Source organism: Mucilaginibacter aureus, assembly GCF_053514885.1.
On sequence record NZ_CP170601.1, the window covers coordinates 819,026 to 844,145 of the forward strand.

A 25,120-nucleotide genomic window follows, 5' to 3' on the forward strand; every position below is an offset into this window, starting at 1 on the left:
TTTATTAATATTTAACACCCGCTCAATAGGAAAATCGCACAAGCCTCTACACTATCTTTTTTAAGGCTGGCGACTCTTTACATTTCGGGGGCTTCTACCTTGCGCAGCTCTTCGGTTATCTGTACCCGCATTTCGTCGTTTAAACGCTGCATATCGGTGATAGATGTACCGGAGTAGTAACCACGGATACGGTGGTTGGCATCGATCATGATCACTTTATCGCTGTAGATAAAATCATCTTTACCGGGGCCCGATTTTAATGCATTTACCAGCAAGCCCTGCCTTGCCAGGCGATAGATGCCGGTGGTATCGCCGGTTAGAAAGCGCCATTTATCGGGACTCACACCATACGCGGCCGAATATTTTTTCAGAGCCTGGGGCGTATCGCGCTGCGGATCGACAGTGATGGTTACAAACTGGATAAGCTTGTTGTTGACATAATCATGCGCCAGCGAATCGAGTGTGCGGTTAACCTGGGCGCATACCGTTGGGCAGTTGGTAAAAAAGAACGAAACGATCAAAATTTTGTTCCCGAAAGTTTTAAGGGTTACCGTTTGGCCGTTTTGATCGGTGAGGTTAAAATCGCCCACAAAGTGATAAACGGTATCGGGTACCAGTTTACCATGAAAGCCTTTGTGCTTGGTGCGGGCTACTATTTTAGGGCCATAAATGGGCAGCGGTTTATAGCGGTTTTTACCTTTTGCAGTAAGTAAATAATATAAAAATCCCGGCACTGCTAAGATGAGCACCAGGATTAAAATACTTTTTAAGCCCTTTAAGTTAGGGGAAGCCATTAAAGATGGAATATTACATTCAACCAGTGGTGGCTTTCGTTAGTTAATACCAGTATCAAACCGATAATGAACAAAGTAGGCACGGTGATGGCATATATTAAGGCCGATCTTTCGAATTTTAAGTGCATAAAGAATGCAACGATATAAAATGCTTTTACCAAAGTTAAACCTATATAAATAGGGTTTACAACGTGGTGAACAGCCGGGTATTTAGGCGCCAGGTAAAGAGCGAATATAAACTCGATAACGGTGATGCCCAATAATATAAAAAACACTTTCCAGATACGACCCCTGGTCATGGTATCTTCGTGTCCGCCTTCTGCGTGGTGATCTGTATGTGATGATTCTGTAGACATGATCTGTTCAGATTAAAATTATACTAAATAAAAGAATGTAAATACAAATACCCATACCAGATCTACAAAGTGCCAGTACAGACCAACTTTTTCGATCATTAAGTAGCTGCCGCGTTTTTCGTAAGTACCCAGCAACACGTTAATAGTGATAATGATATTGATAATAACCCCGGTGAATACGTGGAAACCGTGGAAACCGGTAATGGTAAAGAACAGGTTGGCAAACTGGTGAGCCGATACATCGGTAGGTACACCAATAAAAAACTCTTTCAGCTTTTCGGCATCGGGGATACTTCCCCACCAAAAACCCTCGCTGTGAAGGTGAGCCCATTCCAAAGCCTGGCAACCCAGGAACATGAAACCACCGATAACGGTAGCGATCATCCAGCCGGTTACTTCTTTTTTAGCCATGCGGTGACCGGCTTCAACAGCTAGTACCATGGTTACAGAGCTCATGATGAGGATAAAGGTCATTAAACCTACGAATACAAGCGGGGCACCGTGTTCAATCATTCCGGGAACTGACTGGAATACGTGATCGGCCGCGGGCCATGCGGTAGCGCTAAAACGTAACGCACCATAGGAAATTAGTAGCGATGAAAAAGTAAACGCATCTGATAACAGGAAAAACCACATCATCAGTTTTCCATACTCTACAGAGAAGGGTGACCTTCCGCCTGCCCATGGGGTTGTTTTAACTTCGTCAATTTCTGAAACTGCTGTACTCATTGCAATTAAATTGTAATTTTTAATATTGGTTCAAAAGTAAAAAAACATACAGATAAATCCATATAATATCGATAAAATGCCAAAAAATTGAAGCGAACTCCATTCTGAACAAATTTATCACCTGAGGTCTGTTTTTTTGGAGGCCCGAAAGCGCGTGAAAAACCAAACCAAGGCCTGCTATAATATGAAGCAAATGCATGCCCACAAATACATAAATAAATGATTGCGAAGCATTTGGATTTGTGAAGTATACGCCCATTTTAACCAAGATGCTCCAGCCATAAATCTGAATGGCAAAAAAGGCTATGCCTAAAAAGGCTGTTAGCCATAAAAACAGCCGCTGTTTATCAAACTGCAGGTGTTTTGCAGCGCGACTTGCCAAAAACAAGGTAACGCTACTTACAATAATTACCACAGTACTGTACAAAAAGGCCTGTGGTAAAATAATTTTGATACCACGGCTGGCACTGCCGCCGCTGTAAACTATAAAGCCGCTGGTTAAAGCCGCAAAAAACATAAATGAGGTGAAGATGAACAACCACATGTTAAATTTTTTGGGTGCCAGGTTAAGCTTATCCTTTTCTTGTTGTAACTGAGCCATCATCTACTAAACTTTTCCTAAAAAATCAAACAACAAAACTAACTGTACTACGGGCAAAACAAAGAATGAACAATACATTAATTTTTTTGCCGCGGGTATATCCAATGCCCTTACCAAATTAAATGCAAGGTACAAAAATATTAAGCTGCATAGCAGTGATACGCCGCCTATGATCAAACCACCAAAACCCATTATTGTTGGCAGCAGGCTAACCGGAACCCAAATTAAAGCTGTAATAAGGGTAATTACGGCGCTTATTTTATCACGTTTACCGGTAGGTAACAAACGGAAGCCTGCCAGCTTATAATCATCATCGAGCACCCAGGCTATGGCCCAAAAGTGTGGGAACTGCCATACAAACTGGATACAGAACAGCACGATGGCTATTTTATCAATTTGCGGGTGAGCAGCTACGTAACCAATAAGTGGTGGCAAAGCACCGGGTATTGCGCCTACAAATACGGCTATGGGTGATTTACGTTTTAACGGTGTATAAGCAAAGGCATATAATAAAATAGAGAACACGGATAGATAGCCGGTGGTTAAGTTAAGCTTGCCTAAAATGTAGGTGCCCAGCAAACCCATAAACAAACCTATCACCAGGCCCTGGCCGGTATTCATCCTGCCGGAAGGGAACGGCCTATCCATGGTGCGTTTCATGAGCTTGTCGAGATCTTTTTCGATGATCTCGTTAAAGCAATTGGCTGCACCGGTAACTAAAAAACCGCCTGCTATTAATAAACCCCAATTACCCCAGTTGATGACACCGTTTACTTTGCTGCCTATCAGGAAAGATATGGACGCCGAAAACACGACAAGAAATGTCAGTCGGAATTTGATCAGTTTCGAAAAGTCGCTCAATTTCATGCTTGTGCCCCCCAAACTTTAGCTGTTTTGTGCAAATTAAGTGTGAGATAAAATTGCGCGCCAAATACCAGGGTTGCCAGTACTATGTGTATAGCCTGCGCTGCTGGTGGTAAACCCCAGTATGATAGTGCAATGCCGGATACAATTTGCAGCATGATCATTAAAAAAGTAAAACTCATGAGTTGCTGTTGCACCGAATGCCTGCTGAAGCCTTTACGGATGAGCGCATATAACAATACGTTGGCTACCAATACCAATATAGCCAGATCGCGGTGATTGGCAAATATGGCACCGGCCTCGTTTAACCAGCCCTGGCGCGATTGGCCGGGGAAACGGCTGGAGATCATATCGATACGCTCGCGCACCTCGGTACCGAAGGTGATCTGGATAATGCTGATGATGATTACCACATAAGCCATAAAACTGGCGATAGGCTTGGCCTTAACCGCCTCATTGTTGTTGAAGATTCTCGCTTCATGATAGCTGTAGATAGACAGGGCCAGTATAGCCAGCGCCAGTAACATGTGCACAGTAACTATCCAGGCAACCAAATTAGTTGATACAACTATGCTACCCAACCAGCCCTGAAATATAACCAGTATAAGATTAACTATACTGGCCACAATGATACGCTTGCGCGAACGGGCATAAGCAAATGAGAAGGCAGCCGTCATGACCAAAAAAATACCTGCAGCTACACCACATAACCTGTTGATATATTCCGTCCAGGTTTTGGCGGCGTTAAAATCTTCAGGAACAAGGATGGATTTATCGTTGCGGATACGCTGAGCCAGATCGGTATAACCAAAAATATCAAGTGTGTGTGCAAACCTTTGGTTTTTAGCCATCCGTTTAGCCACATACTTTTCTTTATAATCTTTAGGTATCTGGTTAACATTGGTTGGTGGTACCCAGCAATCAAAGCATTTGGGCCAATCTGGGCAACCCATACCCGAACCTGTGCTACGTACCACTGCTCCGGCTAAAATCACAACAAAAAGCAGGAACACAGTGGCTAAGTTGATAGTCTGGAACCTTTTTTTTGCCGGGGATATCTTCATGTAAGTAGGATTGTAAAAAAGTGGGGTATCTGCTTAGGAAAATTCCAGCTACAGATACCCCAAAAAATCAGATCGATTACTCGCTTATTTTATTTCTTCTTTGGGCTTATTTGCTAACTGCCACTTATTGTGTGCCTCTAAACCTGCTTCGTTATCTTCAAAGTCATGAGGTAAGTTTGAGCTCATGGTTTGAGAGAAAGGTACGGTTTGCGGGATAAAATCTTCATCGTGCCCAGGCTTGCTATAATCATATGGCCAACGGTAAACAGTTGGTATTTCGCCCGGCCAGTTACCGTGTAAATGCTCAACAGGAGCCGTCCACTCTAAAGTGTTTGACTGCCATGGGTTTTGAGTTGCCTTTTTGCCCCAGAAGATAGAGTGTATAAAGTTGTACAGGAACGCTACCTGTGCCAGTGCCGACATGATAGCTGCCCATGTGATAAATGTATTTACTGATAACCAACGCTCCATTGATTTAAACTCGGTGAAAGCATAGTAACGGCGTGGTACACCATCAAGACCCATAAAGTGCATTGGGAAGAATACCAGGTACGCACCGATAAAGGTTAACCAGAAGTGCAGGTAGCCTAATTTTTCGTCCATCATACGGCCGAACATTTTAGGGAACCAGTGATACACACCCGAAAGCATACCAAATATAGCTGCCGAACCCATTACCAGGTGGAAGTGAGCTACCACGAAATAAGTATCGTGCAGGTTGATATCAAGGGCAGCGTTACCCAGGAAGATTCCTGTTAAACCACCCGAGATAAAAAATGATACCAAACCGATAGCGAATAACATAGCAGGTGTGAACCTGATGTTACCGCGCCATAACGTAGCCAGGTAGTTGAATGTTTTTACGGCAGATGGTACCGCGATGATGAGTGTGGTGATCATGAACACGCCGCCCAGGAACGGATTCATACCCGTAACGAACATGTGGTGCCCCCATACGATAAACGACAATACCGAGATACCGATGAGTGAGTAAACCATGGCATGGTAGCCAAAGATAGGCTTACGTGAGTTGGTAGCGATAACTTCGGACGAGATACCCAAAGCCGGCATAATTACGATGTATACCTCGGGGTGACCCAGGAACCAGAACAAGTGCTGGAACAGAATTGGGCTACCACCTTCGAACGGCATTACCTGGCCGTTAACCACGATCTCCGAAAGGTAGAAACTGGTACCGAAACTACGGTCGAATATTAACAGTACTACACCTGCAACCAGTACCGGGAATGCTAACACACCCAACACGGCCGTTAAAAAGAACGCCCAAACGGTTAAAGGCATTTTCCAAAGGTCCATACCTTTGGTACGCATGTTCAATACTGTACTTACGTAGTTAATACCGCCCATTAATGATGATGCTACAAAGCATACCATACTGATGAGCCACAAAGTCATACCCTCGCCCGAACCCGGCATTGCTTTTGGTAAAGCCGATAATGGCGGATAGATGGTCCAGCCACCGCTGGCAGGGCCTTTTTGTACAAAGAAAGAGCTTAACATTACCACACTGGCAATAAAGAAGAACCAGTATGAAAGCATGTTTAAGAACGGAGAAGCCATATCGCGCGCACCAACCTGTAGTGGAATTAACAGGTTACTGAAGGTACCGCTTAAGCCGGCTGTTAGTACAAAGAATACCATGATGGTACCGTGAATGGTAACCAGCGACAGGTAAAAGTCGGGCGATAAACGACCGCCTGGTGCAAAACGACCTAATAAAGTTTCCATCAAAGGGAAAGTTTTATCAGGGTAAGCTAACTGAATACGGAACAGGATAGACAAGATCATAGCGATAACGGCCATAGTAATACCTGTGATAAGGAATTGCTTGGCGATCATCTTGTGATCCTGGCTAAAGATATATTTAGTTATAAACGTATCATGATGGTGGTGTTCGTGGTCGTCGTGGCCATGGTGTGCAACATCGTGATCGTGAACTGCTATTGTTGACATAATCTCTCTTCTTAGAAAATTAATAATTTGACGCTAATTTTTTTTCGGGAGCCGGCGCGGCTGCTGTTGCTTTAGTTGTATCAACAACCATTTTCAGCTCTTTTTTCAACGCGTCACTCAAATAAGGTTTTTGTTGTGCTAACCAGGTTTGATATTCGCCATCGGTTACCACACGCACAACTTTTTGCATGTTGTAGTGACCACCGCCACAAATTTTGTTACAATATAACAGGTATTCAAAGTTAGCATTACCGGTTTCGCCTTTCATTGCCGTAGTGGTAATGGTTGGTGTAAACCTAAAGTAGGTAGGTAAACCCGGCACAGCATTCATCTGCACACGGAAGTGTGGCATGTACACGCTATGTATAACATCCTGAGCAAAGATATTTAACCTGATTGAACGGTTAACCGGCAATACAATGGTATCGGCAGTCAAGTCGTCCAATGCGTTTTTATCCTGGAAATTAACACCTACTTTATTGATGCCGGTAACCAATTTATAATCTTTATTACCTAATTTACCATCTGCACCGGGGTAACGAATTTCCCAGGCAAATTGGTGACCGGTTATATCGATATTGATATCGCCTTTAACTTCGGTGCTGTTTTCGATCTTTGTCCAGGTGAAGAAACCGGTGATCACCAATACGGTTAATACGATGGCCGGAACAACTGTCCAAACTTTTTCGATGGTATTGTTATGTGGATAAAAGTAAGCTTTGCGTTTATCTGATCCTTTGTATTTGAATGCGAAACCAAACAGCAGGAACTGGGTAACAAAAAACACAATAACCGTGATGCCGAAGGTTACCATAAACATTTCGTCGAGCTTAACACCGTGTTGGGATGCTGCTTCGGGTAAATTCATTGTAGCCTGGTTGGTAAACTCCCAATAGGCGCCATAAAAACCTATAACCAGGAATATGGCAAATAAGATACCCATAACACGGTTCCAGTTGATGGATTTTTTACCTTGTATTTGCAGGGTTAAATCGTAAACGCGTAATATTTTACCTACTACGCCAACAACAATGGCCACAAGTAAAAACAGTAATACGTAGTATCCAACACTTGTCCACATGGCCGAGTTGGCGGCATCAGCATCTACAGCAGGGGTTGTTGCCGCGGCTGTTTGCGCCATTGCTGCGCCTGTGAATAATAACGCGGCAAGCGATGTTGATAATGTTTTAAAATTTATTAGTTTTTTGAATGCCATTATAAAAGGTGTTTGGTATTCCTGATTATGCAAAATTAAACTTTTTGTTAAATATGGTGATGTAAGCTTTCCCCAAGGAAAGGATGATTTTTTGGTGCCAGCGCTTTAAATTTGCTTAGCGATGTTAGTAAGGAAAATGTAAACAAGCCTACAAAACCCACTGCTACACCGATCTCAATCCAGCTAATTTCTAAGTACCATGCTCCCTGCGGGCCGGCTGAACCAGGCATAATCATGACAAAATAATCAAGCCAGTGACCTGCCAATACGATGATACAAGCCCATTTTAACACGTTGGTTACGCGTTTTGAATCTCTTGACATCAGGATCAATATCGGAAGTGCAAAGTTCATTACCAGGTTTATCCAGAACCATGGTTTAAACTCGGGCTCCCAGCGGCGGTAAAAGTATACTGCTTCTTCGGGTATGTTAGCGTAATAGGTTAACAGGAATTGTGCAAACCAGGTATAGGTCCAGAAAATAGAAAAACCAAAGATAAGCTGACCAAAGTTATGCAGGTGATCAGTAGTGACCCAGCTGAAGTAACCTTGTTTGCGCAGCAGGATGATCACCAAAGTCATGGTAGCCAAACCGCTAACCCACATGGCTGCAAAGTTGTACCAGCCAAACATGGTTGAAAACCATTTAGCTTCTAACGACATCACTACGTCGAAAGAAAATACCGGTGCAGTAAAACCAAATATGGTTAAAAAGATAGCTGCGGTGTTAAAGCTTTTGCGATAGTTTGATACGCCGCCTATCTGATCTTCGTTAGTTGAGTATTTGTTTAACAACCAGCCAAAGAAGCTATAGATAACTAAAAAGCCGATAACGCGGGTAAGGAAGAACGGTAAGTTAAGATATCCTGCTTTGGTAGCAATTTCGGGATCGTAGTTTTCGGTGCCTTTTACAGCAACATCTTTAATAGCCCATAATTTATACAGGTATGGTGCTATTACCTGTTTGCCTTCTTCGTTTATAATTGGGTGTGTGCAGAATAAACCTGCTAAAATAACCGCTATAAGTACTACAGCTGCAACGGGTAAAGTACGTGCCAAAGCCTGCGGTACACGCAGCAGCGATATGGCCCAACCTGCCTGCGCTACATATTGAATGGCACAAAAGAAGATACCTGCCATGCAAACACAGGCAAAATAATAAGCCATTAACAACATATTGGCAAATGTACGTTCGGCGTGATTGGTAACAAAACCCAGCACTATAATTATCAAGCCAATAACAATAGCCGCAATGCTCAATGTTTTTGCTTTGCCTGTAAACTCGAACTGTTGGTCAAAATTATTATGAGTTTCCATCAATAATATTCTTATAAAGTTTGTAAATGGTGAACATACATCACTACTTTCCAGCGCTCATCCGGCGCTAATTGCGATGCGTATGAGCCCATGGCGTTTACGCCATATGTAATTGTATGATATATTTTTCCGTCGGTTAGATCTTTCATGGCGCCACCGCGTGATGACTGACCTTTTGAATAACTTGGCGGAGCCGGGAAACCGTGCGCTACTACTGTACCATCGCCCTGGCCTGTTTCGCCGTGGCAAGGTGAGCAGAAATGCAGGAACAATACTTTACCATCGGCAAAGTCCTTTTCTGCGGGCAGCGGGCACTTAACTTCAAGGCTTGCCTTATCGTAACCATCGCGGGTATTAGGATAGTCGAACCGCTCAAAACCAACAGGGATAGTACCTGCAGGCGGAACCTGAGCCGTTTTACCATCTTTAAAATTTGGATTTTTCTGATCGGGATCGTAAGCAATATGCTCGTACATATTAGGGGCATACTCCCAGCCGGTGCTCCGTTTATCGCTGCATGAAGTGATAATTGCGGAAGCAACAATAGTGATCAGCGTTAAGCCTAATATTTTATATTTATTCATAGCTAACATATTTTCTGTCGTTGTGCTTAACTTCTACAGCACCTGCTTCTTTTAATATATTGGTGATATCCGCGTGCGGAGTGTTACCTTTTGCATCAATAGCAATTACAAAACGGTCATCGGTAGCTCTTAGGTCCATAACCCGTGGGGTACGGCCCGGGAACAGGTGTGTTGCATAAAAAAATGTGGCAACCATACCAAAGGCTGTAAATAATACCGTCCACTCGAAAGTAATAGGTATAAAGTTAGGGATGGTAAATGCCGGCTTACCGCCTATGTTCATTGGCCAATCGTGCACCAGCATGTAGTATAACATGCTAAACGCTACTGTACCGCCAGTACAACCGAATAAAAACGCAGCGTATCCTAAACGCGAATCTTTGATGCCTAATTTAGCTTCGATGCCGTGAATAGGCATTGGCGAATATACATCATAAATAGGAACGCTATTTTGCTGTAATTTATGGATCCCATCCAGCATTGCATCCGGATCGTCAAACAGTCCTAAAATAATTTTTGTGCTACTCATTATTATCCTTTTTGTATTTTTCAAGTTCAACACTATCAAACTTGAGCAATGCGTTTTTATAAAACTCAGCCTGTTCTTTATCAACATGGCCGCTTTGTAAAAGCTTAAATTTAGCTTGTTCACTTGAGCTCTTCAGCAACAGTTTAACCTCGCCCATGGCCACTGAAGGCAGCACGCGGATAAACAACAGGAACAAAGTGAAGAACACCCCGATAGAGCCGATGAAGATGCTTACCTCAACCCAGGTTGGATAAAACATTGCCCAGCTTGAAGGGACGAAATCGCGGTGCAGCGAGGTTACGATAATTACGAAACGCTCAAACCACATACCGATATTTACAATGATTGATAATGCCCACGATACAGGGATGCTGGTACGGATCTTTTTTGACCACATTAACTGGGTCATTAACACGTTACAGCCGTACATCATACAACCTGCCCACCAGTACGGACCGATAAACCTGTTAAGGAAGGTATATTGCTCATACTCGCCGCCTGAATAGTAAGCGATAAAGAACTCGGTTAAATAAGCCACACCTACAATAGAGCCTGTTAACAGGATAATTTTGTTCATCGACTCGATGTGGAACATGGTGATGTAGTTTTCGAGACCCAATACTTTACGGGTTACCAGCAACAGTGTTTGCACCATTGCGAAACCCGAGAAGATAGCACCCGCAACGAAATATGGCGGGAAGATGGTGGTATGCCATCCCGGCTCGAGCGAGGTGGCAAAGTCCATAGATACGATGGTGTGTACCGAAAGTACCAATGGGGTTGCAACACCTGCCAATATTAATGATACGGTTTCGAAACGCTGCCAGGTTTTTACCGAACCTGTCCAACCGAAAGATAATACCGAATAGATTTTTTGTTTGATACCTGATGCACGATCGCGGATGGTAGCAATATCGGGCAATAAGCCGGTGTACCAGAATACCAATGATACCGAGAAGTAAGTTGATATCGCGAACACGTCCCAGATCAACGGTGAGTTAAAGTTAACCCATAGTGTGTACTGGTTTGGTAATGGCAATGAATATACGGCCATCCACGGGCGGCCCATGTGGGCAACAATGTAGGTGGCGGCGCAAATTACAGCGAAGATGGTCATCGCTTCGGCCGAACGGTTGATGGAGTTACGCCAGTTTTGACGGAACAGTAACAATACCGCCGAAATAAGCGTTCCGGCGTGACCGATACCTACCCACCACACGAAACCGGTGATATCCCAGGCCCAGCCCACTGTTTTATTTAAACCCCATTCGCCAATACCGAACCAAAAGGTCCAGCTTACGGCAAATACCCAAAGCATGGCGCCGAGTGACGATACGACGAAACCGATCCACCAGGCTTTGGTAGGTTTGTTTTCTATCGGGCGAAGTACATCGTTAGTTATCTGGGCGTAGGTTATATTATCGCCTGTAATTAACGGTTCCCTTATTATTGATTCGCTGTGAGATGACATATTTTTATCTCTTATGTTTTTATTATAAAATTAAGCTATTGATGCTACTGTGTTGCGAACTTTAACCTGGTAACCAATGCCCGGCTGTGTGTTCAATTCTTCCAATACGTAATATGTTCTTTCGCTCTTTAAAGCTTTAGCTACTTCTGATTCCGGATCGTTAACGTTACCAAATACGATAGCGTTGGCGGCACAGGTTTGCTGACAAGCCATTTTCACTTCGCCATCTTGCAATGAGCGTTTTTCGATCTTAGCTTTCAGTTTACCAGCCTGGATACGCTGGATACACATTGAGCATTTTTCCATCACCCCACGGAAACGTGTGGTAACATCAGGGTTCAGTACTAATTGTGTATGCTCGTTGTTGAGGTAGTTATCAAAACGCGAATCGTTCCAGTAGTTAAACCAGTTGAAACGGCGCACTTTATACGGGCAGTTGTTAGCGCAGTAACGTGTACCGATACAACGGTTGTAAGCCATGTGGTTTAAACCTTCGCTTGAGTGTACGGTAGCCAATACCGGGCAAACCGTTTCGCAAGGGGCATGATCACAGTGCTGGCACAGCATAGGCTGGTACACTACCGATACATGGTCGAGGTTTTCGAGTTTGGCGATATCGTGCTCTTTGGTTACATTATCGTTAAAGCTGTAGTAACGGTCGATACGGATCCAGTGCATTTCGCGGCGGCGACGTACCTCGTCTTTACCTACAACAGGGATGTTATTTTCGGCGTTACAAGCTACCACGCAGGCACCGCAACCGGTACATGCATTTAAGTCGATAGCCATTACCCAGTTGTATTGCGGGCGCTCATACTCATCCCATAAGGTATAAACCTTATGCTCGGCACTGCGTGCGTTGCCGGATGAAGCATCTTTTTTGTATTGATCGAAAGTGGTTTCGCGAATAACGTTACGACCTTCGTATGAGTGGTGCGTTTGGGTTTGTGCCAGGATAGAAACTGCGCCGGTTGTGGCTACTTTTGCTACCGATGAGGTTTGGAAGGTACCGTTAGCATTGCTTAGGAACGGGAAGGCATTTTGGCCAACACCATTACCTACCGGGCCCGCCAATGTACGGCCATAACCAACGGCTACCGATATGGTGCCTTGCGCCTGGCCTGGCTGGAACAATACAGGTAACGAAACGCTGTAACCATTAACAGTAATTTTAATTACATCACCTTCGGCCCAGTTTTTCTTTTCGGCAAACTTAGGTGCAACGGCTGCAAAGTTTTCCCAGGTAACTTTAGATACCGGGTCAGGCAGCTCCTGCAACCATGGGTTGTTAGCTTTTTTACCATCGCGCATGGCAGGGCTTTGGTAAACCTGTAATTCTACATCGTCACCACTTGCAGTTACTTTGCTGCTTTGGTTCAATATGGTTTGGGCAACAGCGTTCAGATCTTTTGAGAAGCTATAAGCTGAGGCAGCTTTTTCGGCAGCTTTAACCGAACCTGTTTGCAATAAGGTTTCCCATCCTTTTTGACCAGACAGGCCGCCTTTTGCCAGGATCGAATTTTCCCAGTTGTTGCGTACGTAAGTATAGTAATCTTTAACCGGAGCATCGGCCCAGATCAACAAGCTTTGCTCGGCCTGGCGGGTATTATAAACCGGGTTAATGGCAGGCTGTACAATAGTAAAGTAACCGCTTAGTGGCTCAGCATCGCCCCACGACTCCAAATAGTGGTGGTTTGGTGCGATAACTGTACATAGCGATGAAGTTTCGTCGCCAATAGTAGCAACACCCTCGCCGTTAGCACCATGATCGCTAAACGATACTGACAGTTTTACTTTAGCCAAAGCATCAGTAAATTGTTTGGCGTTATAATAATCGTACGCAGGGTTAGCATTCAAAAAGAACACTGCGCCTACATCGCCTTTAGCCATATCGGCAACCAACTCGGCCATTTCGGCATCGTTACCTGCGTATTGGTTTGATACATTATCCAGATCGATAGTGGTACCGTAGCTGCCTAATTTTGAGTTGATAGCGTTAACCAGCACTTGTGTTGCCACATCATTGCTGCCTGCAACTACCAATGCTTTACCTTTCGCGGCTAATAATTCTTTAGCGGCTAAAGTAATAGCGGTACCGGCAACTGTATTACCATCAAGCTTTTTGCTTCCCGGTAAGGTAGTGCCAGATATTTCGTTGTATAGATTAATGATCGCGATACCTTCCTCCGACGGTTTAACCGGGATACGCACATCGGCGTTTGAGCCGGTTAAGCTCATACCAGTTTCGAACTGGATGTGACGCGACATTTTTTTGTTGGCAAGTGATGCACCGTTACGGTTTGAAACGTATTGGCTGGTAAACTCAGAATGCGAGATCCATGAGCCTAAAAAGTCGGCACCGAAGCTAACGATCACATCGGCCTTATCAAAGTGGTAGTGTGGTAATACAGCTTTACCAAAGCTGTTTTGGTTAGCCTGGATGATACCTGTATAAGATACGGCATCGTAATTAACCAGTTTAGCGGCCGGGTATGCTTTTACAAAATCGGCAACTACAGCCAAAGTTGAAGGGCTGTTTACAGTTGAAGCTACTAAACGTATTTTTTTACCCGAAGCTTTAACAGCCGCTAATTCGCTTTTTACAAAGCTATCAACTGCGCTCCATGATGACTCTGATTTATTGATAACCGGGTTTTGCAAACGGTTAACATCATACAACTCTAATACCGAAGCTTGTACACCGGCGCCAACACCACCTTTTGATAACAAATCGTTAGGGTTACCTTCAACTTTGATAGGGCGACCTTCGCGGGTTTTAACCAAAATGGCATGGCCATCGTAACTTGAGGTATAGTAGTTAGCTACACCGGGGGTTACCTCTTCGGGCTTAATTAAGTACGGTATTGATTTATGAACCGGAACTTTTTCGCAGGCTGCTAACGACACTGCACCAACTCCAAAGCCTAAAGCCTTTAAAAAGTTACGGCGGGGTGTTTTAGCCATCAGGCCGGTTCCGTTTAATATTTCTTCGATAGGTATAGGTTCTGCAAACTCGTGTTTGTTTTTCTCAACAAAGTCGGGGGTATTGTTCAGTTCCTCTAAACCTTTCCAGTATTTTTTATTGCTTTCCATTTAAGCTATATAAACTGTTATGCTGTTTGACTTTAATTCTTAATAGTGACATTTACCGCACTCTAAACCGCCCATTGACGCTTCAGTAACTTTTTCGCCGCGTTTGATCTTTTCGTGTACATCCACCATTTTTTCGTAGTACGCGTTGCCTTTGTAATCAACATCGGTACGTTTATGGCACTGGATACACCATTTCATAGTTAACGGCGAGTATTGGTAAACCTCTTTCATGGTTTCGATAGGGCCGTGGCAGGTTTGGCATTTAACTTTACCCACTTTTACGTGTTGCGAGTGGTTGAAGTATGCAAAATCGGGCAGGTTGTGTATACGTACCCATTGGATAGGACGAGCCTTGGTCGAATCGTATTTTTGTGTTGCCGGATCATAACCCAATGCATCATAGATCTTATGAATTTCAGGTGACTCGGTTTTAACCGTTTTGTGGCAGTTCATACAAACGTTAAGCGACGGGATAGATGCGTTTTTAGATTTGTATGCACCCGAGTGGCAGTACTGGCAATCGATCTTCATGATACCGGCGTGCAGCTCGTGTGAGTATTTGATAGGTTGTACCGGCTGGTAACCTGTGTGTACGTTAGTGTTCCACAAGGTAACCCATTGCCATGTACCGCCTGCAATAACGCAGCACACTACAAAGAAACCTACCAGTTTTTTATTTTTTAACAGTTTTTTGATGGTGGCCTTACGCTTTTCGGCTTCCTCGTCTACACCTTCGGTTAAAGCTTCAACCGGAATATCTTTGCGGGCAAGCACCAAACGCTCTAAGCTGGCAATTACCTTGTTTAATACCAGGATAACGATAAAGGCAATAACGATAACGCCAATTAAACCCCAGATAACCAATGAACTTGGGCCCGAATCGGCAGCAGCAGCACCACCAGCGTTTTCTTTTGGTTTTGCCTGATCTTTTTTCCATTGATCACGCACGTAACCAATAATATTGGCTACATCACCATCTGTAAGCTCGGTAAATACCGTCATGCCTGCCTGGTTAAACTCGTTGTAGATCTTCATCGCCTTCGGATCGTTGGCTTTGATCAGCGCCTGATTGTTTTGAATCCAATGGGTTAACCATTTGTCATCGGTTTCGGCGGTTACCAGCGGGCCCAATGCAGGGCCTGTCATTCTTACATCGAGCTTATGACAAGATGAGCATTTCTGTTTAAAGAGCGCTTCGCCTTTGGCCACGTCCTGGGCACGAACTGAAGATGAGAGCAATGCGAGGCCTGCAAGCAATAGTACAGACCGGGAAATTTGCTTAATAATCAATGAGATATTTCTCATAAAGTGTATTTATGCTGAATAATATTTTTTTTATGTGTTTGAAATTGTTGAAAACCGTAAAGTTTGCCCCTTCTTTCAGTCCACAAAAGTATAATTTATTAAACTATCGGTGACAAATAAATGACAGTTATCTATAATTTATAATCATTCTAAACTAAGTTCAAAAATGCCTCTATTTCAGTTGAAAAGAAGTTTTTTAAACAGGGTTATTGCACTTTGGTGCTATGTTTGCGGTAGCCTGTTTGTAAAAACCACCGCAAACATTTGCTAAATATCTACTGTTTTAGTAGCCATGCAAAAATGAGCGGGGCCACAATAGTAGCATCCGACTCGACAATAAACTTAGGTGTATTGATATCGAGCTTACCCCAGGTTATCTTTTCGTTAGGTACTGCACCTGAGTACGAGCCATAGGATGTGGTTGAATCACTGATCTGGCAGAAATAGCTCCAGAAAGGGATCTCGGGCATTTCCATATCCTGGTAAAGCATAGGCACCACGCATATCGGGAAATCACCTGCAATACCCCCTCCTATCTGGAAAAAGCCAATGCCTTTGCCCGATGAATTTCTAGGGTACCAATCGGCCAGCCAAGCCATGTACTCGATACCGCTTTTCATGGTTGAGGCTTTGATCTCGCCTTTGATCACGTACGAAGCGAAGATATTACCCATGGTGCTGTCCTCCCAGCCCGGTACTACGATAGGCAGGTTTTTTTCGGCAGCAGCCAGCATCCATGAATTTTTAGGATCGATCTCGTAGTATTGCTCCAGCACGCCGCTCAACAGCATTTTGTACATATACTCATGCGGGAAATAGCGTTCGCCGGCGGTATCGGCATCTTTCCATATTTTGTGAATGTGTTTTTGCAAACGACGGAAGGCTTCTTCCTCGGGGATACAGGTATCGGTAACGCGGTTGTAGTGGTTCTCTAATAAATCCCACTCGTCCTGCGGACTTAAGTCGCGGTAGTTCGGTACACGTTTATAATGCGAATGCGCCACCAGGTTCATAATATCCTCTTCGAGGTTGGCACCTGTACAGCTGATGATATCGATCTTGCCCTGGCGGATCATTTCGGCCAGCGAGATACCCAGTTCGGCAGTACTCATGGCACCACCCAGGGTAACCATCATTTTGCCGCCTTCTAAAAGGTGCTGCTCGTAACCTTTGGCAGCATCCATTAAAGCGGCCGCATTAAAATGCAGGTAATTTTTTTCTATAAACTGCGAGATAGGCCCACGTGTAACGCTCATTGTTGTAGTGTTTAGTTTTATGCCGCAAAAGTAGAGATTTTTTTGATTTCGGATGTCGGATGTTCGATTTCGGATTTATTCTGACTTCGGAAGCCGGATTTTTTTGCTTTCGGATCTGCAGGTGATTTCAAACCCGCAACAGGTGAATTTGCAAATGAGATTGATAGTTATTATAAAGATGAATAACGTAGGATAAAAGATGCAGTTAGCCCATAATCATTGCTGATAGTTTACGGTTTAACTCCATATATCTTTTGTCGCAGAAATTGCACCAACCTTATACTTGCTTTTTCAGCGATGATTCCCTGATGATCAACTCCGATTTCAATACGATGGAATCGGTCAGCATCATATTAGATGTGCCTTTTAAATGATTGATCAGCGTACGGGCAGCAACCTCCCCCATCTCGTAGCTTGGATAGTTAATGGTAGTCAGGTTCGGGTCAACCAATCCCGAAATCGGATCGTTATTAAAACCGGCAATAGCAATGTCACCCGGAATGGATATGCCGTCCACCTTCAGTTCGCGCATACAATAAGCCGCAAACGCATCATTGGTAATAAAGGCGCCATCGGGTAGCGGGTTTATCGCCAATATCTGCTTAACCGCGTCAACATTGGGGCCAATATGCTCGTTCATATAATTAATAATAAGCAGCTCGTTGGTAAATTTAAGGCCGTTATCCTGCAATGCCTTGCGATAGCCCTGGTAACGGTCGGCATATACGTTCCGTTTAAGATCGCCGGTAACGTGCACTATTTTTTTACAGCCTTGTTCAATTAAATGCGTAGTGATCTCGTATGCCGATTTAAAGTTATCGATAACCACCGCCGGGCAATTTTTATGATTATACACCCTATCAAAAAACAACAGCGGTATACCCTTGTCAATAAAAGGCATAAAGTGGCTGATATCTTCCGTATCGTATGATAATGATGCCATCAGGCCGTCAACCCGGCTGTTAAACATGGTATTGGCGTTGGCAATTTCCTTTTCGGTACTCTCAAGCGATTGGCTGATAATTAAGTTATAGCCCGACTCGCTGGCTACCTTTTCCATCCCTGCCAAAACGGTCGACACAAAAAAGCTATCCAAACGGTGAACAATTACGCCTATGGTATTAGTGCGGTTTAAACGTAAACTGCTGGCAAAAGTATTGGAACGATAGCCCATTGACTTGGCTATATCCATTATTTTCTTCTTGGTTTTTTTGCTTATCGCCGGATGATCGCGCAGTCCACGGCTTACTGTAGCAGGCGAAATATCCAATTCTTTCGCGATATCATAGATCGTAATTTCTTTATTCTTCATTTAGGTTGTAAAGATATGCTGAAAGATATCTTTCAACTAAAGTAGAAAAAATATTATAAATAAAATTACAACCGATTGCATTTTAAAAAATATTCAATAATTTTACCTCAAATTAGTGTTTACCAACACAAATGTAATTTCCATTTATAAACTAATACAATTGTTGCATGTTGCTTCTTGGTATTGATGTAGGTACTTCTTCTATTAAGGTGTCGATTGTTGACGCGCAACAGCAAAAATGCATTGCGTCGGCGCAGTATCCCGATACCGAATCAGCTATAACTTCTTTAAAACCCGGCTGGGCAGAGCAATCGCCAGAGATGTGGTGGCAGCATGTACAAAAGGCTATTTTACTGGCACAGGCTGGCAAAAACTTTGACCCTAAAGACATCGGTGCAATAGGTATTGCCTACCAGATGCATGGCCTTGTTTTGGTCGATAAGGCTCAAAACGCTCTGCGCGATAGCATTATTTGGTGCGATAGCCGCGCGGTAGAAATTGGCGATAAGGCTTTCGATGTGTTGGGCCATGATTTTTGTTTAAGCCATTTATTAAACTCACCAGGCAATTTTACAGCGTCAAAACTGGCCTGGGTTAAGCAGAACGAGCCTGACATTTACAATAAAATTGATAAAATTATGCTCCCGGGCGATTTTATCGCCATGAAACTGACCGGCGAGGTTACTACATCTCCTTCTGCATTATCCGAAGGAATTTTTTATGACTTTCAATGCAATCGGTTGTCTGAAGATGTGGTAAACTACTTTGGTTTCGATACCAACTTCTTTGCAACTGTTAAACCGGTGTTTACGCAACACGGGCAATTAAAGGCAGATATTGCCAATTCGCTTAATTTAAAGCCAGGTATCCCGGTAGCTTACAAGGCCGGAGATCAACCTAATAACGCGTTATCGCTCAATGTACTCAATCCAGGCGAGGTAGCTGCCACGGCAGGCACATCGGGAGTGATCTATGGCGTAAGCGATGTTTTAGCATATGACCAGCAATCGCGGGTAAACACCTTTGCGCACGTTAACCATACCGAAGAGCAAAAACGCTTAGGCGTTTTGCTTTGTATTAATGGCACCGGCAGTTTAAACCGCTGGACGAAGACCTTATTTGGTACCGGTACCAGCTATCAGCAAATGAATACCGAAGCGCAACAAATAAAGCTGGGCAGCGATGGCCTGCGTATTTTGCCTTTTGGCAATGGCGCCGAGCGCATGCTGAACAATAAAATGGTAGGCGTACATTTCCATAATATCGACCTGAACCTGCATACCCGCAGCCATATCTTCCGGGCGGTGCAGGAGGGCATTGCCTTTGCCTTTCGTTACGGACTGGACATTATGCGTGGAAACGGCATGAATCCAACCGTGATACGCGCGGGCATGGCCAACCTGTTTTTAAGCGAATTATTTACCGAAGCTTTTGTAAATGCCACGGGCGTACCGGTTGAATTGTATAAAAACGATGGCAGCGTGGGTGCGGCTTTAGGTGCAGGCATTGGGGCCGGTATTTATAGAGAGCCCAAAGAAGCATTCGGCAGTATGGAAAAAGTAAAGGTTGTTGAGCCTGCCGGCAAAAACTACGAACCAATATACCAGGAGTGGAAAGGACTTTTAGATAGACAATTAACAGTGGAGTAACCATTACTGGGTTATTGAGTTATTAGGTTACTGCAAAAAGGTAAATAACTCAATAACCCAGTAGCTTAATAACCTAATAACTCAATAACGAATAACAAAACAACATATCATGGCAAACATCATTACAGGTGAAAAAGAATTTTTTAAAGGGATAGGCCAAATAAAATACGAAGGTCCGCAATCTGATAATCCGTTAGCATACCGCTGGTACGACGAGAACCGCGTTGTTGCAGGCAAAACGCTTAAAGAACATTTACGTTTTGCAGGTGCCTACTGGCATAGCTTTGTTGGTAATGGTGCCGATCCGTTTGGCGAGCCTACACACATTTTTTCGTGGAACGAGAAAGCCGACGCCGTTGAACGCGCCAAAGATAAAATGGATGCCGCTTTCGAGTTCCTTACAAAACTTAATCTGCCTTACTACTGCTTCCACGATGTGGATGTGGTTGATTATACCAACGACATTAAAGAGAACGACCGTCGGCTGCAGGCATTGGTTGAATATGCAAAAGAAAAGCAAGCTGCAAGCGGTGTAAAATTATTATGGGGTACCGCCAACCTGTTTTCAAACCGCAGGTATATGAACGGCGCCATCACCAATCCGGATTTCCATGTACTGGCACATGGTGCTGCACAGGTTAAAGCTGCTTTAGATGCTACCATCGCATTAAAAGGCGAAAACTACGTATTTTGGGGTGGCCGCGAGGGTTACATGACCTTGCTGAACACGGATATGAAACGCGAGCAGGAGCATTTTGCCAAGTTTTTACATACCGCTAAAGATTATGCACGTGCGCAAGGCTTTAAAGGTACCTTCTTTATCGAACCCAAACCTTGCGAACCATCAAAACACCAGTATGATTATGATGCGGCTACCGTATTGGGCTTTTTACGCCAGTACAACCTGTTAGGGGATTTTAAACTGAACCTTGAAGTTAACCATGCTACCCTTGCGGGACATACTTTCCAGCACGAATTGCAGGTAGCTGTTGATGGTGGCGCATTGGGATCAATTGATGCTAACCGTGGTGATTATCAGAATGGCTGGGATACCGATCAGTTCCCGAACAATATTAACGAGATAGTTGAATGTATGCTGGTTATTTTAGAAGGCGGCGGCCTGCAGGGTGGTGGTGTTAACTTTGATGCCAAGATCCGCAGAAACTCGACCGATCCGGCGGACTTGTTCTACGCGCATATTGGCGGTATGGATATTTTTGCCCGTGCCTTGATCATTGCTGATAACATCCTGCAAAAATCTGAATACAAAAAAATACGTACCGAACGTTACGCATCATTTGATAGCGGTAAAGGCAAAGAATTTGAAACCGGCAAACTATCGCTCGAAGACTTACGCGCCTATGCAGTTGAAAACGGCGAGCCGGCGGTTAAGAGTGGAAAACAAGAATATTTAGAAAATTTGATTAACAATTATATTTAATTTATAATTGTACAACTTACACTAACGTGGTGTATGAGAAGAACCTTTTTTTAAACCTAAACATCAAAAATGAAAACACTCCAGTTTGGCGACTACATGGTATTCGCGTTTTACTTTGTAGTTGTAGCCGCCTATGGCTGGTGGGTATATCAACGTAAAAAGAACGTTAATGCCACCTCAAATGATTATTTTTTAGCAGAAGGCTCGTTAACCTGGTGGGCCATTGGTACCTCCCTTATCGCATCAAACATCTCGGCCGAACAATTTATCGGCATGAGTGGTTCGGGCTTTAAAATGGGTTTGGCAATTTCTACCTACGAGTGGATGGCCGCAGCAACCCTGGTAATAGTAGCGGTATTTTTTATCCCGGTTTACTTAAAAAATAAGATCTATACCATGCCGCAGTTCTTGCATCAGCGGTATAATGGTACGGTAGCCATGATCATGGCCGTTTTCTGGTTGTTTTTGTACATTGTAGTAAACCTGCTTTCAATTTTATACCTGGGAGCTATTGCTATCCATGGTATAGCACCTGAATTCTCTATCGGTTTGTGTATTATTTTACTGGCTATATTCTCGGTAATTATTGCCCTGGGCGGTATGAAAGTTATCGGTTATACCGATGTTATCCAGGTATTCTTCCTGATATTGGGTGGTTTGGTAGCCTCGTACGTAGCGCTCAACCTGGTTAACAATCCAAACGGCGCATCAAGTGTTGGCGGTATGTTTGGCGGTTTAAAACAGATTACTGCACAAGCCAGCGATCACTTCCATATGATCTTCCATAAAGACAATAAAAACTATGTGGACTTACCTGGTTTAAGTGTTTTAATTGGCGGTATGTGGATCACCAACCTCAACTATTGGGGCTGTAACCAATACATCACCCAACGTGCCCTTGGTGCCGATTTAAAAACTGCACGTAGCGGTATCCTGTTCGCCGGCTTCCTTAAACTGTTAATGCCGGTTATCGTGGTTATCCCTGGTATAGCAGCTTATGTATTGTATCAACGTGGTATGTTCCATACTGCTGATGCCGCAGGTATGCTTACCCATGCAGGTATTGAGGATCCCAATAAAGCTTACCCATCGTTATTGAACCTGTTGCCTACATACATGAAAGGTTTGGCATTCGCGGCTTTAACTGCAGCTATAGTGGCATCACTTGCCGGTAAGGTAAACAGTATAGCAACCATATTTACGCTTGATATTTACAAAAAAGCCATTAATCCGGAAGCATCTGAAAAGAAATTGGTTAACCTGGGTAAAATATCGGTAGCAGTAGCTATGGCTTTGGGAGTATTGCTGGCTTATATTTTAGGCGATGCTTTAATGGGCGAAGGTAAACAAGGGTTTAACTACATACAGGAATATACCGGCTTTTTCTCACCGGGTATCCTGGCCATGTTCCTGTTAGGTTTCTTCTGGAAAAAGGCAACATCAAATGCAGCATTGTTTGCTACAGCCGGTGGTGTGGCCATGTCTATCATTCTGAAATTTTTACCAAGGTGGACCGACCTGAGCTTTTTAACCCCTTATGGTTTTTACGCACCAAACTACAGCAATAAAGGTGCTTACGAAATACCATTCTTTGACCGCATGGGCTTTGTTTTTATTGTTTGCGCAGTAGGTATGTGGCTCATTAGTATGATTGAGACCCGCCGCGGCGTTCAACCAAACGGCCTTGAGGTTGATACCAAAATGTTTAAGGTAACCCCGGGCTTTGCCATAGGTTCGGTAGTAATTTGTATTATCTTAACAGTTTTATATACTGTTTTCTGGTAATCATCAAACCTTATAATAAACACAACCCGGCTTGCTTTGCTTGCCGGGTTTTTTGTTGAGCAATTTTAGCAGGTATCCTTTTTATACATCCAAAATCATGTATCATTGTAGCAATATAATTTCTATCAGGTGAACGAGATCTTAACAGCCATCAGGGATACGCCCGTCGCATCAGCCATATTTGCCATTACGCTTGTAATCAGCATACTCGCCTTTAGCAGCGACGAACTTTATGAACAATTTATTTTGCACCCCTACAGCGTAGCGCAGGGCAGGCGAACCTATACTTTGATCACCAGCGGATTGATCCATAAAGATCTGTCGCACCTGTTTTTCAATATGCTTTCGTACTACTTTTTTGCTTTTGGGCTGGAGCGGTATATGGGGCACTGGCAATTTGCATTGCTGTATATAGCTACCCTTATTTTGAGTGATCTGCCTACGGTAGCAAAACACAAAAACGATTACGGGTATCATAGTCTGGGTGCTTCGGGTGCCATAAGCGGGGTAGTTTTCAGTTCCATCATGTTTAATCCCTGGGGCGGTATGGGCCTGATCTTTATTCCGGGTCTGTATATTCCGGCCGTTGTATTTGGTATATTATATCTTTTTTATTGTTCATACGCTTCAAAACAAGGTTTGGGCAACATCAATCATGATGCGCACTTTTATGGTGCAGTATGCGGTATAATTATCACCATCGGTTTATACCCTATGGTAGTACCGTCGTTCTTCCACATTATATCAAACCATTTGGGTATTCACTAAAGGCCTAAGTCGATACTCGCGGCGGGGATAAATTTTTCGTCTTTATCGGTTAAAAAACTCATGGGGTGCTCCGGGTTTTTGATGATCTCCAACAACAAAAATCCCCAGCGCTTCCAAAAGTTTTCGAGCACCTGGCCATAGGTTTTGCCCAGCCAATCGTCAAACAAAGGTTTGGCGCTCATTCCCCGTAAGGGCATGGCTTCTACAAATACTTCGTTGCCTACAGGCAAAATATTGTACTCGGGCAAACGATTAAACAGGTAGGCCGAATAAAATATTCGGCCACAAAACTCTTCAAATTGTATGGGGTGCAAAGTTTGGCCTTCTATTTTAGCTAAGATATTGCGATGGTAGTTGCGGTTGGCACCGTTATCCTGCAAACAGATGATCAATCCAAAATCCTTTAAGCGGATAGAAAACGTTAACGTATTGATCTCATCGCGGTAAGCAAACTCGTTTTCGGGGTTGTTTACCTTAAATAAAAACAGGCTGAATGGCTTAAACTCTTCAAACAACATGGGCTGATTAATGCTTTGCAGCATTAAGTGCAGGTTGCTGAATTTATGGATGATGGATTGTGAGATATTAAAATCTTCGCCCTGCTCACGTGTTTGCTTAATCGCGATCTGCACCTCGTTAAAGATAATACCATACAGTAATTTGCCCGCCCACCGGAATAGTTGAAACTCATCAAAAGCTTTCATAGTTTCATAACCGCCTTCAAAGGCAGCGGCTACCTGTGCCTCTAAGGGTTCGATGTATTGCTCATTAATGTGTGCAGCACAAGGTATTTTCAAATCCTTATAAGTGGCCATGCTTTCATCAAGCAGTTTAAAAGGCTGGTCGGCAAGGCCGTAGCGGTTCATTAACCACAGCGGGAAAACGGCTATCTTTTCTTCGGACGATTGCAGGGTTTCGCCGCTTAAAAAGCATTGCTTATTGCTGAAGTTAAAAGTTTCGAACGGGTGATATAACGCAGTACTCATTGCCGCAAAGATACTTCTTCTGATTTC

21 protein-coding genes are annotated in these 25,120 nt (G+C 43.7%); 4 read left to right on the plus strand and 17 right to left on the minus strand.

Annotated features, from left to right (window positions below; genetic code table 11):
- Positions 1-77 precede the first annotated feature (77 nt).
- The 16 genes from ACFGVR_RS03550 to ACFGVR_RS03625 form a co-directional block, all read right to left on the minus strand.
- Entirely contained in the window at positions 78-794 is a 717-nt protein-coding gene (locus ACFGVR_RS03550; RefSeq protein ID WP_448701172.1) for an SCO family protein, read from the minus strand.
- Positions 794-1,150: a cytochrome C oxidase subunit IV family protein gene (locus tag ACFGVR_RS03555; RefSeq protein WP_448701173.1), complete on the minus strand. Its 357-nt coding sequence runs from the start codon at positions 1,148-1,150 to the stop codon at positions 794-796. The genes ACFGVR_RS03550 and ACFGVR_RS03555 overlap by 1 nt, the downstream gene beginning before the upstream one ends.
- A gap of 18 nt (positions 1,151-1,168) precedes the next feature.
- Positions 1,169-1,879 carry a cytochrome c oxidase subunit 3 gene (locus ACFGVR_RS03560; protein ID WP_448701174.1) on the minus strand — a complete coding sequence of 237 codons (711 nt, stop codon included), beginning with the start codon at positions 1,877-1,879 and terminating at the stop codon, positions 1,169-1,171.
- A gap of 19 nt (positions 1,880-1,898) precedes the next feature.
- A complete protein-coding gene (locus tag ACFGVR_RS03565) occupies positions 1,899-2,483 on the minus strand; it encodes a cytochrome c oxidase subunit 3 (protein WP_448701175.1) in 585 nt (194 codons plus the stop codon).
- 3 nt (positions 2,484-2,486) lie between these two features.
- On the minus strand, positions 2,487-3,347 hold the full coding sequence (gene cyoE, locus ACFGVR_RS03570; RefSeq protein ID WP_448701176.1) for a heme o synthase: 861 nt from the start codon (positions 3,345-3,347) through the stop codon (positions 2,487-2,489).
- A complete protein-coding gene (locus ACFGVR_RS03575; protein ID WP_448701177.1) occupies positions 3,344-4,408 on the minus strand; it encodes a COX15/CtaA family protein in 1,065 nt (354 codons plus the stop codon). The genes cyoE and ACFGVR_RS03575 overlap by 4 nt, the downstream gene beginning before the upstream one ends.
- A gap of 84 nt (positions 4,409-4,492) precedes the next feature.
- Positions 4,493-6,382, minus strand: a complete 1,890-nt coding sequence (locus ACFGVR_RS03580) for a cytochrome c oxidase subunit I (protein ID WP_448701178.1) — start codon at positions 6,380-6,382, stop codon at positions 4,493-4,495.
- A gap of 19 nt (positions 6,383-6,401) precedes the next feature.
- A complete protein-coding gene (locus ACFGVR_RS03585) occupies positions 6,402-7,598 on the minus strand; it encodes a cytochrome c oxidase subunit II (RefSeq protein WP_448701180.1) in 1,197 nt (398 codons plus the stop codon).
- 47 nt (positions 7,599-7,645) lie between these two features.
- On the minus strand, positions 7,646-8,914 hold the full coding sequence (locus ACFGVR_RS03590; protein ID WP_448701182.1) for a quinol:cytochrome C oxidoreductase: 1,269 nt from the start codon (positions 8,912-8,914) through the stop codon (positions 7,646-7,648).
- An 11-nt stretch (positions 8,915-8,925) separates the two neighbouring features.
- Positions 8,926-9,507, minus strand: coding sequence for a c-type cytochrome (locus tag ACFGVR_RS03595; protein WP_448701184.1), 582 nt, complete (start codon positions 9,505-9,507; stop codon positions 8,926-8,928).
- The gene (locus ACFGVR_RS03600; protein WP_448701185.1) at positions 9,491-10,027 is read right to left on the minus strand and encodes a DUF3341 domain-containing protein; all 537 of its coding nucleotides are present in this window, start codon (positions 10,025-10,027) and stop codon (positions 9,491-9,493) included. The genes ACFGVR_RS03595 and ACFGVR_RS03600 overlap by 17 nt, the downstream gene beginning before the upstream one ends.
- On the minus strand, positions 10,020-11,498 hold the full coding sequence (gene nrfD / locus ACFGVR_RS03605; protein ID WP_448701186.1) for an NrfD/PsrC family molybdoenzyme membrane anchor subunit: 1,479 nt from the start codon (positions 11,496-11,498) through the stop codon (positions 10,020-10,022). The genes ACFGVR_RS03600 and nrfD overlap by 8 nt, the downstream gene beginning before the upstream one ends.
- Before the next feature lie 30 nt (positions 11,499-11,528).
- Positions 11,529-14,591, minus strand: coding sequence for a TAT-variant-translocated molybdopterin oxidoreductase (locus ACFGVR_RS03610; RefSeq protein ID WP_448701188.1), 3,063 nt, complete (start codon positions 14,589-14,591; stop codon positions 11,529-11,531).
- 39 nt (positions 14,592-14,630) lie between these two features.
- Entirely contained in the window at positions 14,631-15,896 is a 1,266-nt protein-coding gene (locus ACFGVR_RS03615) for a c-type cytochrome (protein WP_448701189.1), read from the minus strand.
- A gap of 275 nt (positions 15,897-16,171) precedes the next feature.
- Complete coding sequence (locus tag ACFGVR_RS03620) at positions 16,172-17,152, minus strand: deoxyhypusine synthase family protein (protein ID WP_448701191.1); 981 nt, start codon at positions 17,150-17,152, stop codon at positions 16,172-16,174.
- A 277-nt stretch (positions 17,153-17,429) separates the two neighbouring features.
- Positions 17,430-18,464: a LacI family DNA-binding transcriptional regulator gene (locus ACFGVR_RS03625; protein WP_448701192.1), complete on the minus strand. Its 1,035-nt coding sequence runs from the start codon at positions 18,462-18,464 to the stop codon at positions 17,430-17,432.
- 167 nt (positions 18,465-18,631) lie between these two features.
- Between ACFGVR_RS03625 and ACFGVR_RS03630 the strand changes: the two genes are divergently transcribed.
- The 4 genes from ACFGVR_RS03630 to ACFGVR_RS03645 all read left to right on the plus strand — a co-directional run bounded on the left by ACFGVR_RS03630 (position 18,632) and on the right by ACFGVR_RS03645 (position 24,107).
- Positions 18,632-20,113, plus strand: a complete 1,482-nt coding sequence (locus tag ACFGVR_RS03630; protein ID WP_448701193.1) for a xylulokinase — start codon at positions 18,632-18,634, stop codon at positions 20,111-20,113.
- A 109-nt stretch (positions 20,114-20,222) separates the two neighbouring features.
- Positions 20,223-21,554: a xylose isomerase gene (xylA, locus tag ACFGVR_RS03635; protein WP_448701195.1), complete on the plus strand. Its 1,332-nt coding sequence runs from the start codon at positions 20,223-20,225 to the stop codon at positions 21,552-21,554.
- Between the two features lie 69 nt (positions 21,555-21,623).
- On the plus strand, positions 21,624-23,339 hold the full coding sequence (locus tag ACFGVR_RS03640; protein ID WP_448701197.1) for a sodium/sugar symporter: 1,716 nt from the start codon (positions 21,624-21,626) through the stop codon (positions 23,337-23,339).
- 129 nt (positions 23,340-23,468) lie between these two features.
- Entirely contained in the window at positions 23,469-24,107 is a 639-nt protein-coding gene (locus ACFGVR_RS03645) for a rhomboid family intramembrane serine protease (RefSeq protein WP_448701198.1), read from the plus strand.
- Here ACFGVR_RS03645 and ACFGVR_RS03650 read toward each other — a convergent pair.
- The gene (locus tag ACFGVR_RS03650) at positions 24,104-25,093 is read right to left on the minus strand and encodes a hypothetical protein (RefSeq protein WP_448701199.1); all 990 of its coding nucleotides are present in this window, start codon (positions 25,091-25,093) and stop codon (positions 24,104-24,106) included. The genes ACFGVR_RS03645 and ACFGVR_RS03650 overlap by 4 nt on opposite strands.
- Positions 25,094-25,120 lie beyond the last annotated feature (27 nt).

Bases quoted from the DNA above. Each gene is read 5' to 3' on its own strand.
- ACFGVR_RS03550 (WP_448701172.1), bottom strand. From the start codon at position 794: ATGGCTTCCCCTAACTTAAAGGGCTTAAAAAGTATTTTAATCCTGGTG.
- ACFGVR_RS03555 (WP_448701173.1), bottom strand. From the start codon at position 1,150: ATGTCTACAGAATCATCACATACAGATCACCACGCAGAAGGCGGACAC.
- ACFGVR_RS03560 (WP_448701174.1), bottom strand. From the start codon at position 1,879: ATGAGTACAGCAGTTTCAGAAATTGACGAAGTTAAAACAACCCCATGG.
- ACFGVR_RS03565 (WP_448701175.1), bottom strand. From the start codon at position 2,483: ATGATGGCTCAGTTACAACAAGAAAAGGATAAGCTTAACCTGGCACCC.
- cyoE (WP_448701176.1), bottom strand. From the start codon at position 3,347: ATGAAATTGAGCGACTTTTCGAAACTGATCAAATTCCGACTGACATTT.
- ACFGVR_RS03575 (WP_448701177.1), bottom strand. From the start codon at position 4,408: ATGAAGATATCCCCGGCAAAAAAAAGGTTCCAGACTATCAACTTAGCC.
- ACFGVR_RS03580 (WP_448701178.1), bottom strand. From the start codon at position 6,382: ATGTCAACAATAGCAGTTCACGATCACGATGTTGCACACCATGGCCAC.
- ACFGVR_RS03585 (WP_448701180.1), bottom strand. From the start codon at position 7,598: ATGGCATTCAAAAAACTAATAAATTTTAAAACATTATCAACATCGCTT.
- ACFGVR_RS03590 (WP_448701182.1), bottom strand. From the start codon at position 8,914: ATGGAAACTCATAATAATTTTGACCAACAGTTCGAGTTTACAGGCAAA.
- ACFGVR_RS03595 (WP_448701184.1), bottom strand. From the start codon at position 9,507: ATGTTAGCTATGAATAAATATAAAATATTAGGCTTAACGCTGATCACT.
- ACFGVR_RS03600 (WP_448701185.1), bottom strand. From the start codon at position 10,027: ATGAGTAGCACAAAAATTATTTTAGGACTGTTTGACGATCCGGATGCA.
- nrfD (WP_448701186.1), bottom strand. From the start codon at position 11,498: ATGTCATCTCACAGCGAATCAATAATAAGGGAACCGTTAATTACAGGC.
- ACFGVR_RS03610 (WP_448701188.1), bottom strand. From the start codon at position 14,591: ATGGAAAGCAATAAAAAATACTGGAAAGGTTTAGAGGAACTGAACAAT.
- ACFGVR_RS03615 (WP_448701189.1), bottom strand. From the start codon at position 15,896: ATGAGAAATATCTCATTGATTATTAAGCAAATTTCCCGGTCTGTACTA.
- ACFGVR_RS03620 (WP_448701191.1), bottom strand. From the start codon at position 17,152: ATGAGCGTTACACGTGGGCCTATCTCGCAGTTTATAGAAAAAAATTAC.
- ACFGVR_RS03625 (WP_448701192.1), bottom strand. From the start codon at position 18,464: ATGAAGAATAAAGAAATTACGATCTATGATATCGCGAAAGAATTGGAT.
- ACFGVR_RS03630 (WP_448701193.1), top strand. From the start codon at position 18,632: ATGTTGCTTCTTGGTATTGATGTAGGTACTTCTTCTATTAAGGTGTCG.
- xylA (WP_448701195.1), top strand. From the start codon at position 20,223: ATGGCAAACATCATTACAGGTGAAAAAGAATTTTTTAAAGGGATAGGC.
- ACFGVR_RS03640 (WP_448701197.1), top strand. From the start codon at position 21,624: ATGAAAACACTCCAGTTTGGCGACTACATGGTATTCGCGTTTTACTTT.
- ACFGVR_RS03650 (WP_448701199.1), bottom strand. From the start codon at position 25,093: ATGAGTACTGCGTTATATCACCCGTTCGAAACTTTTAACTTCAGCAAT.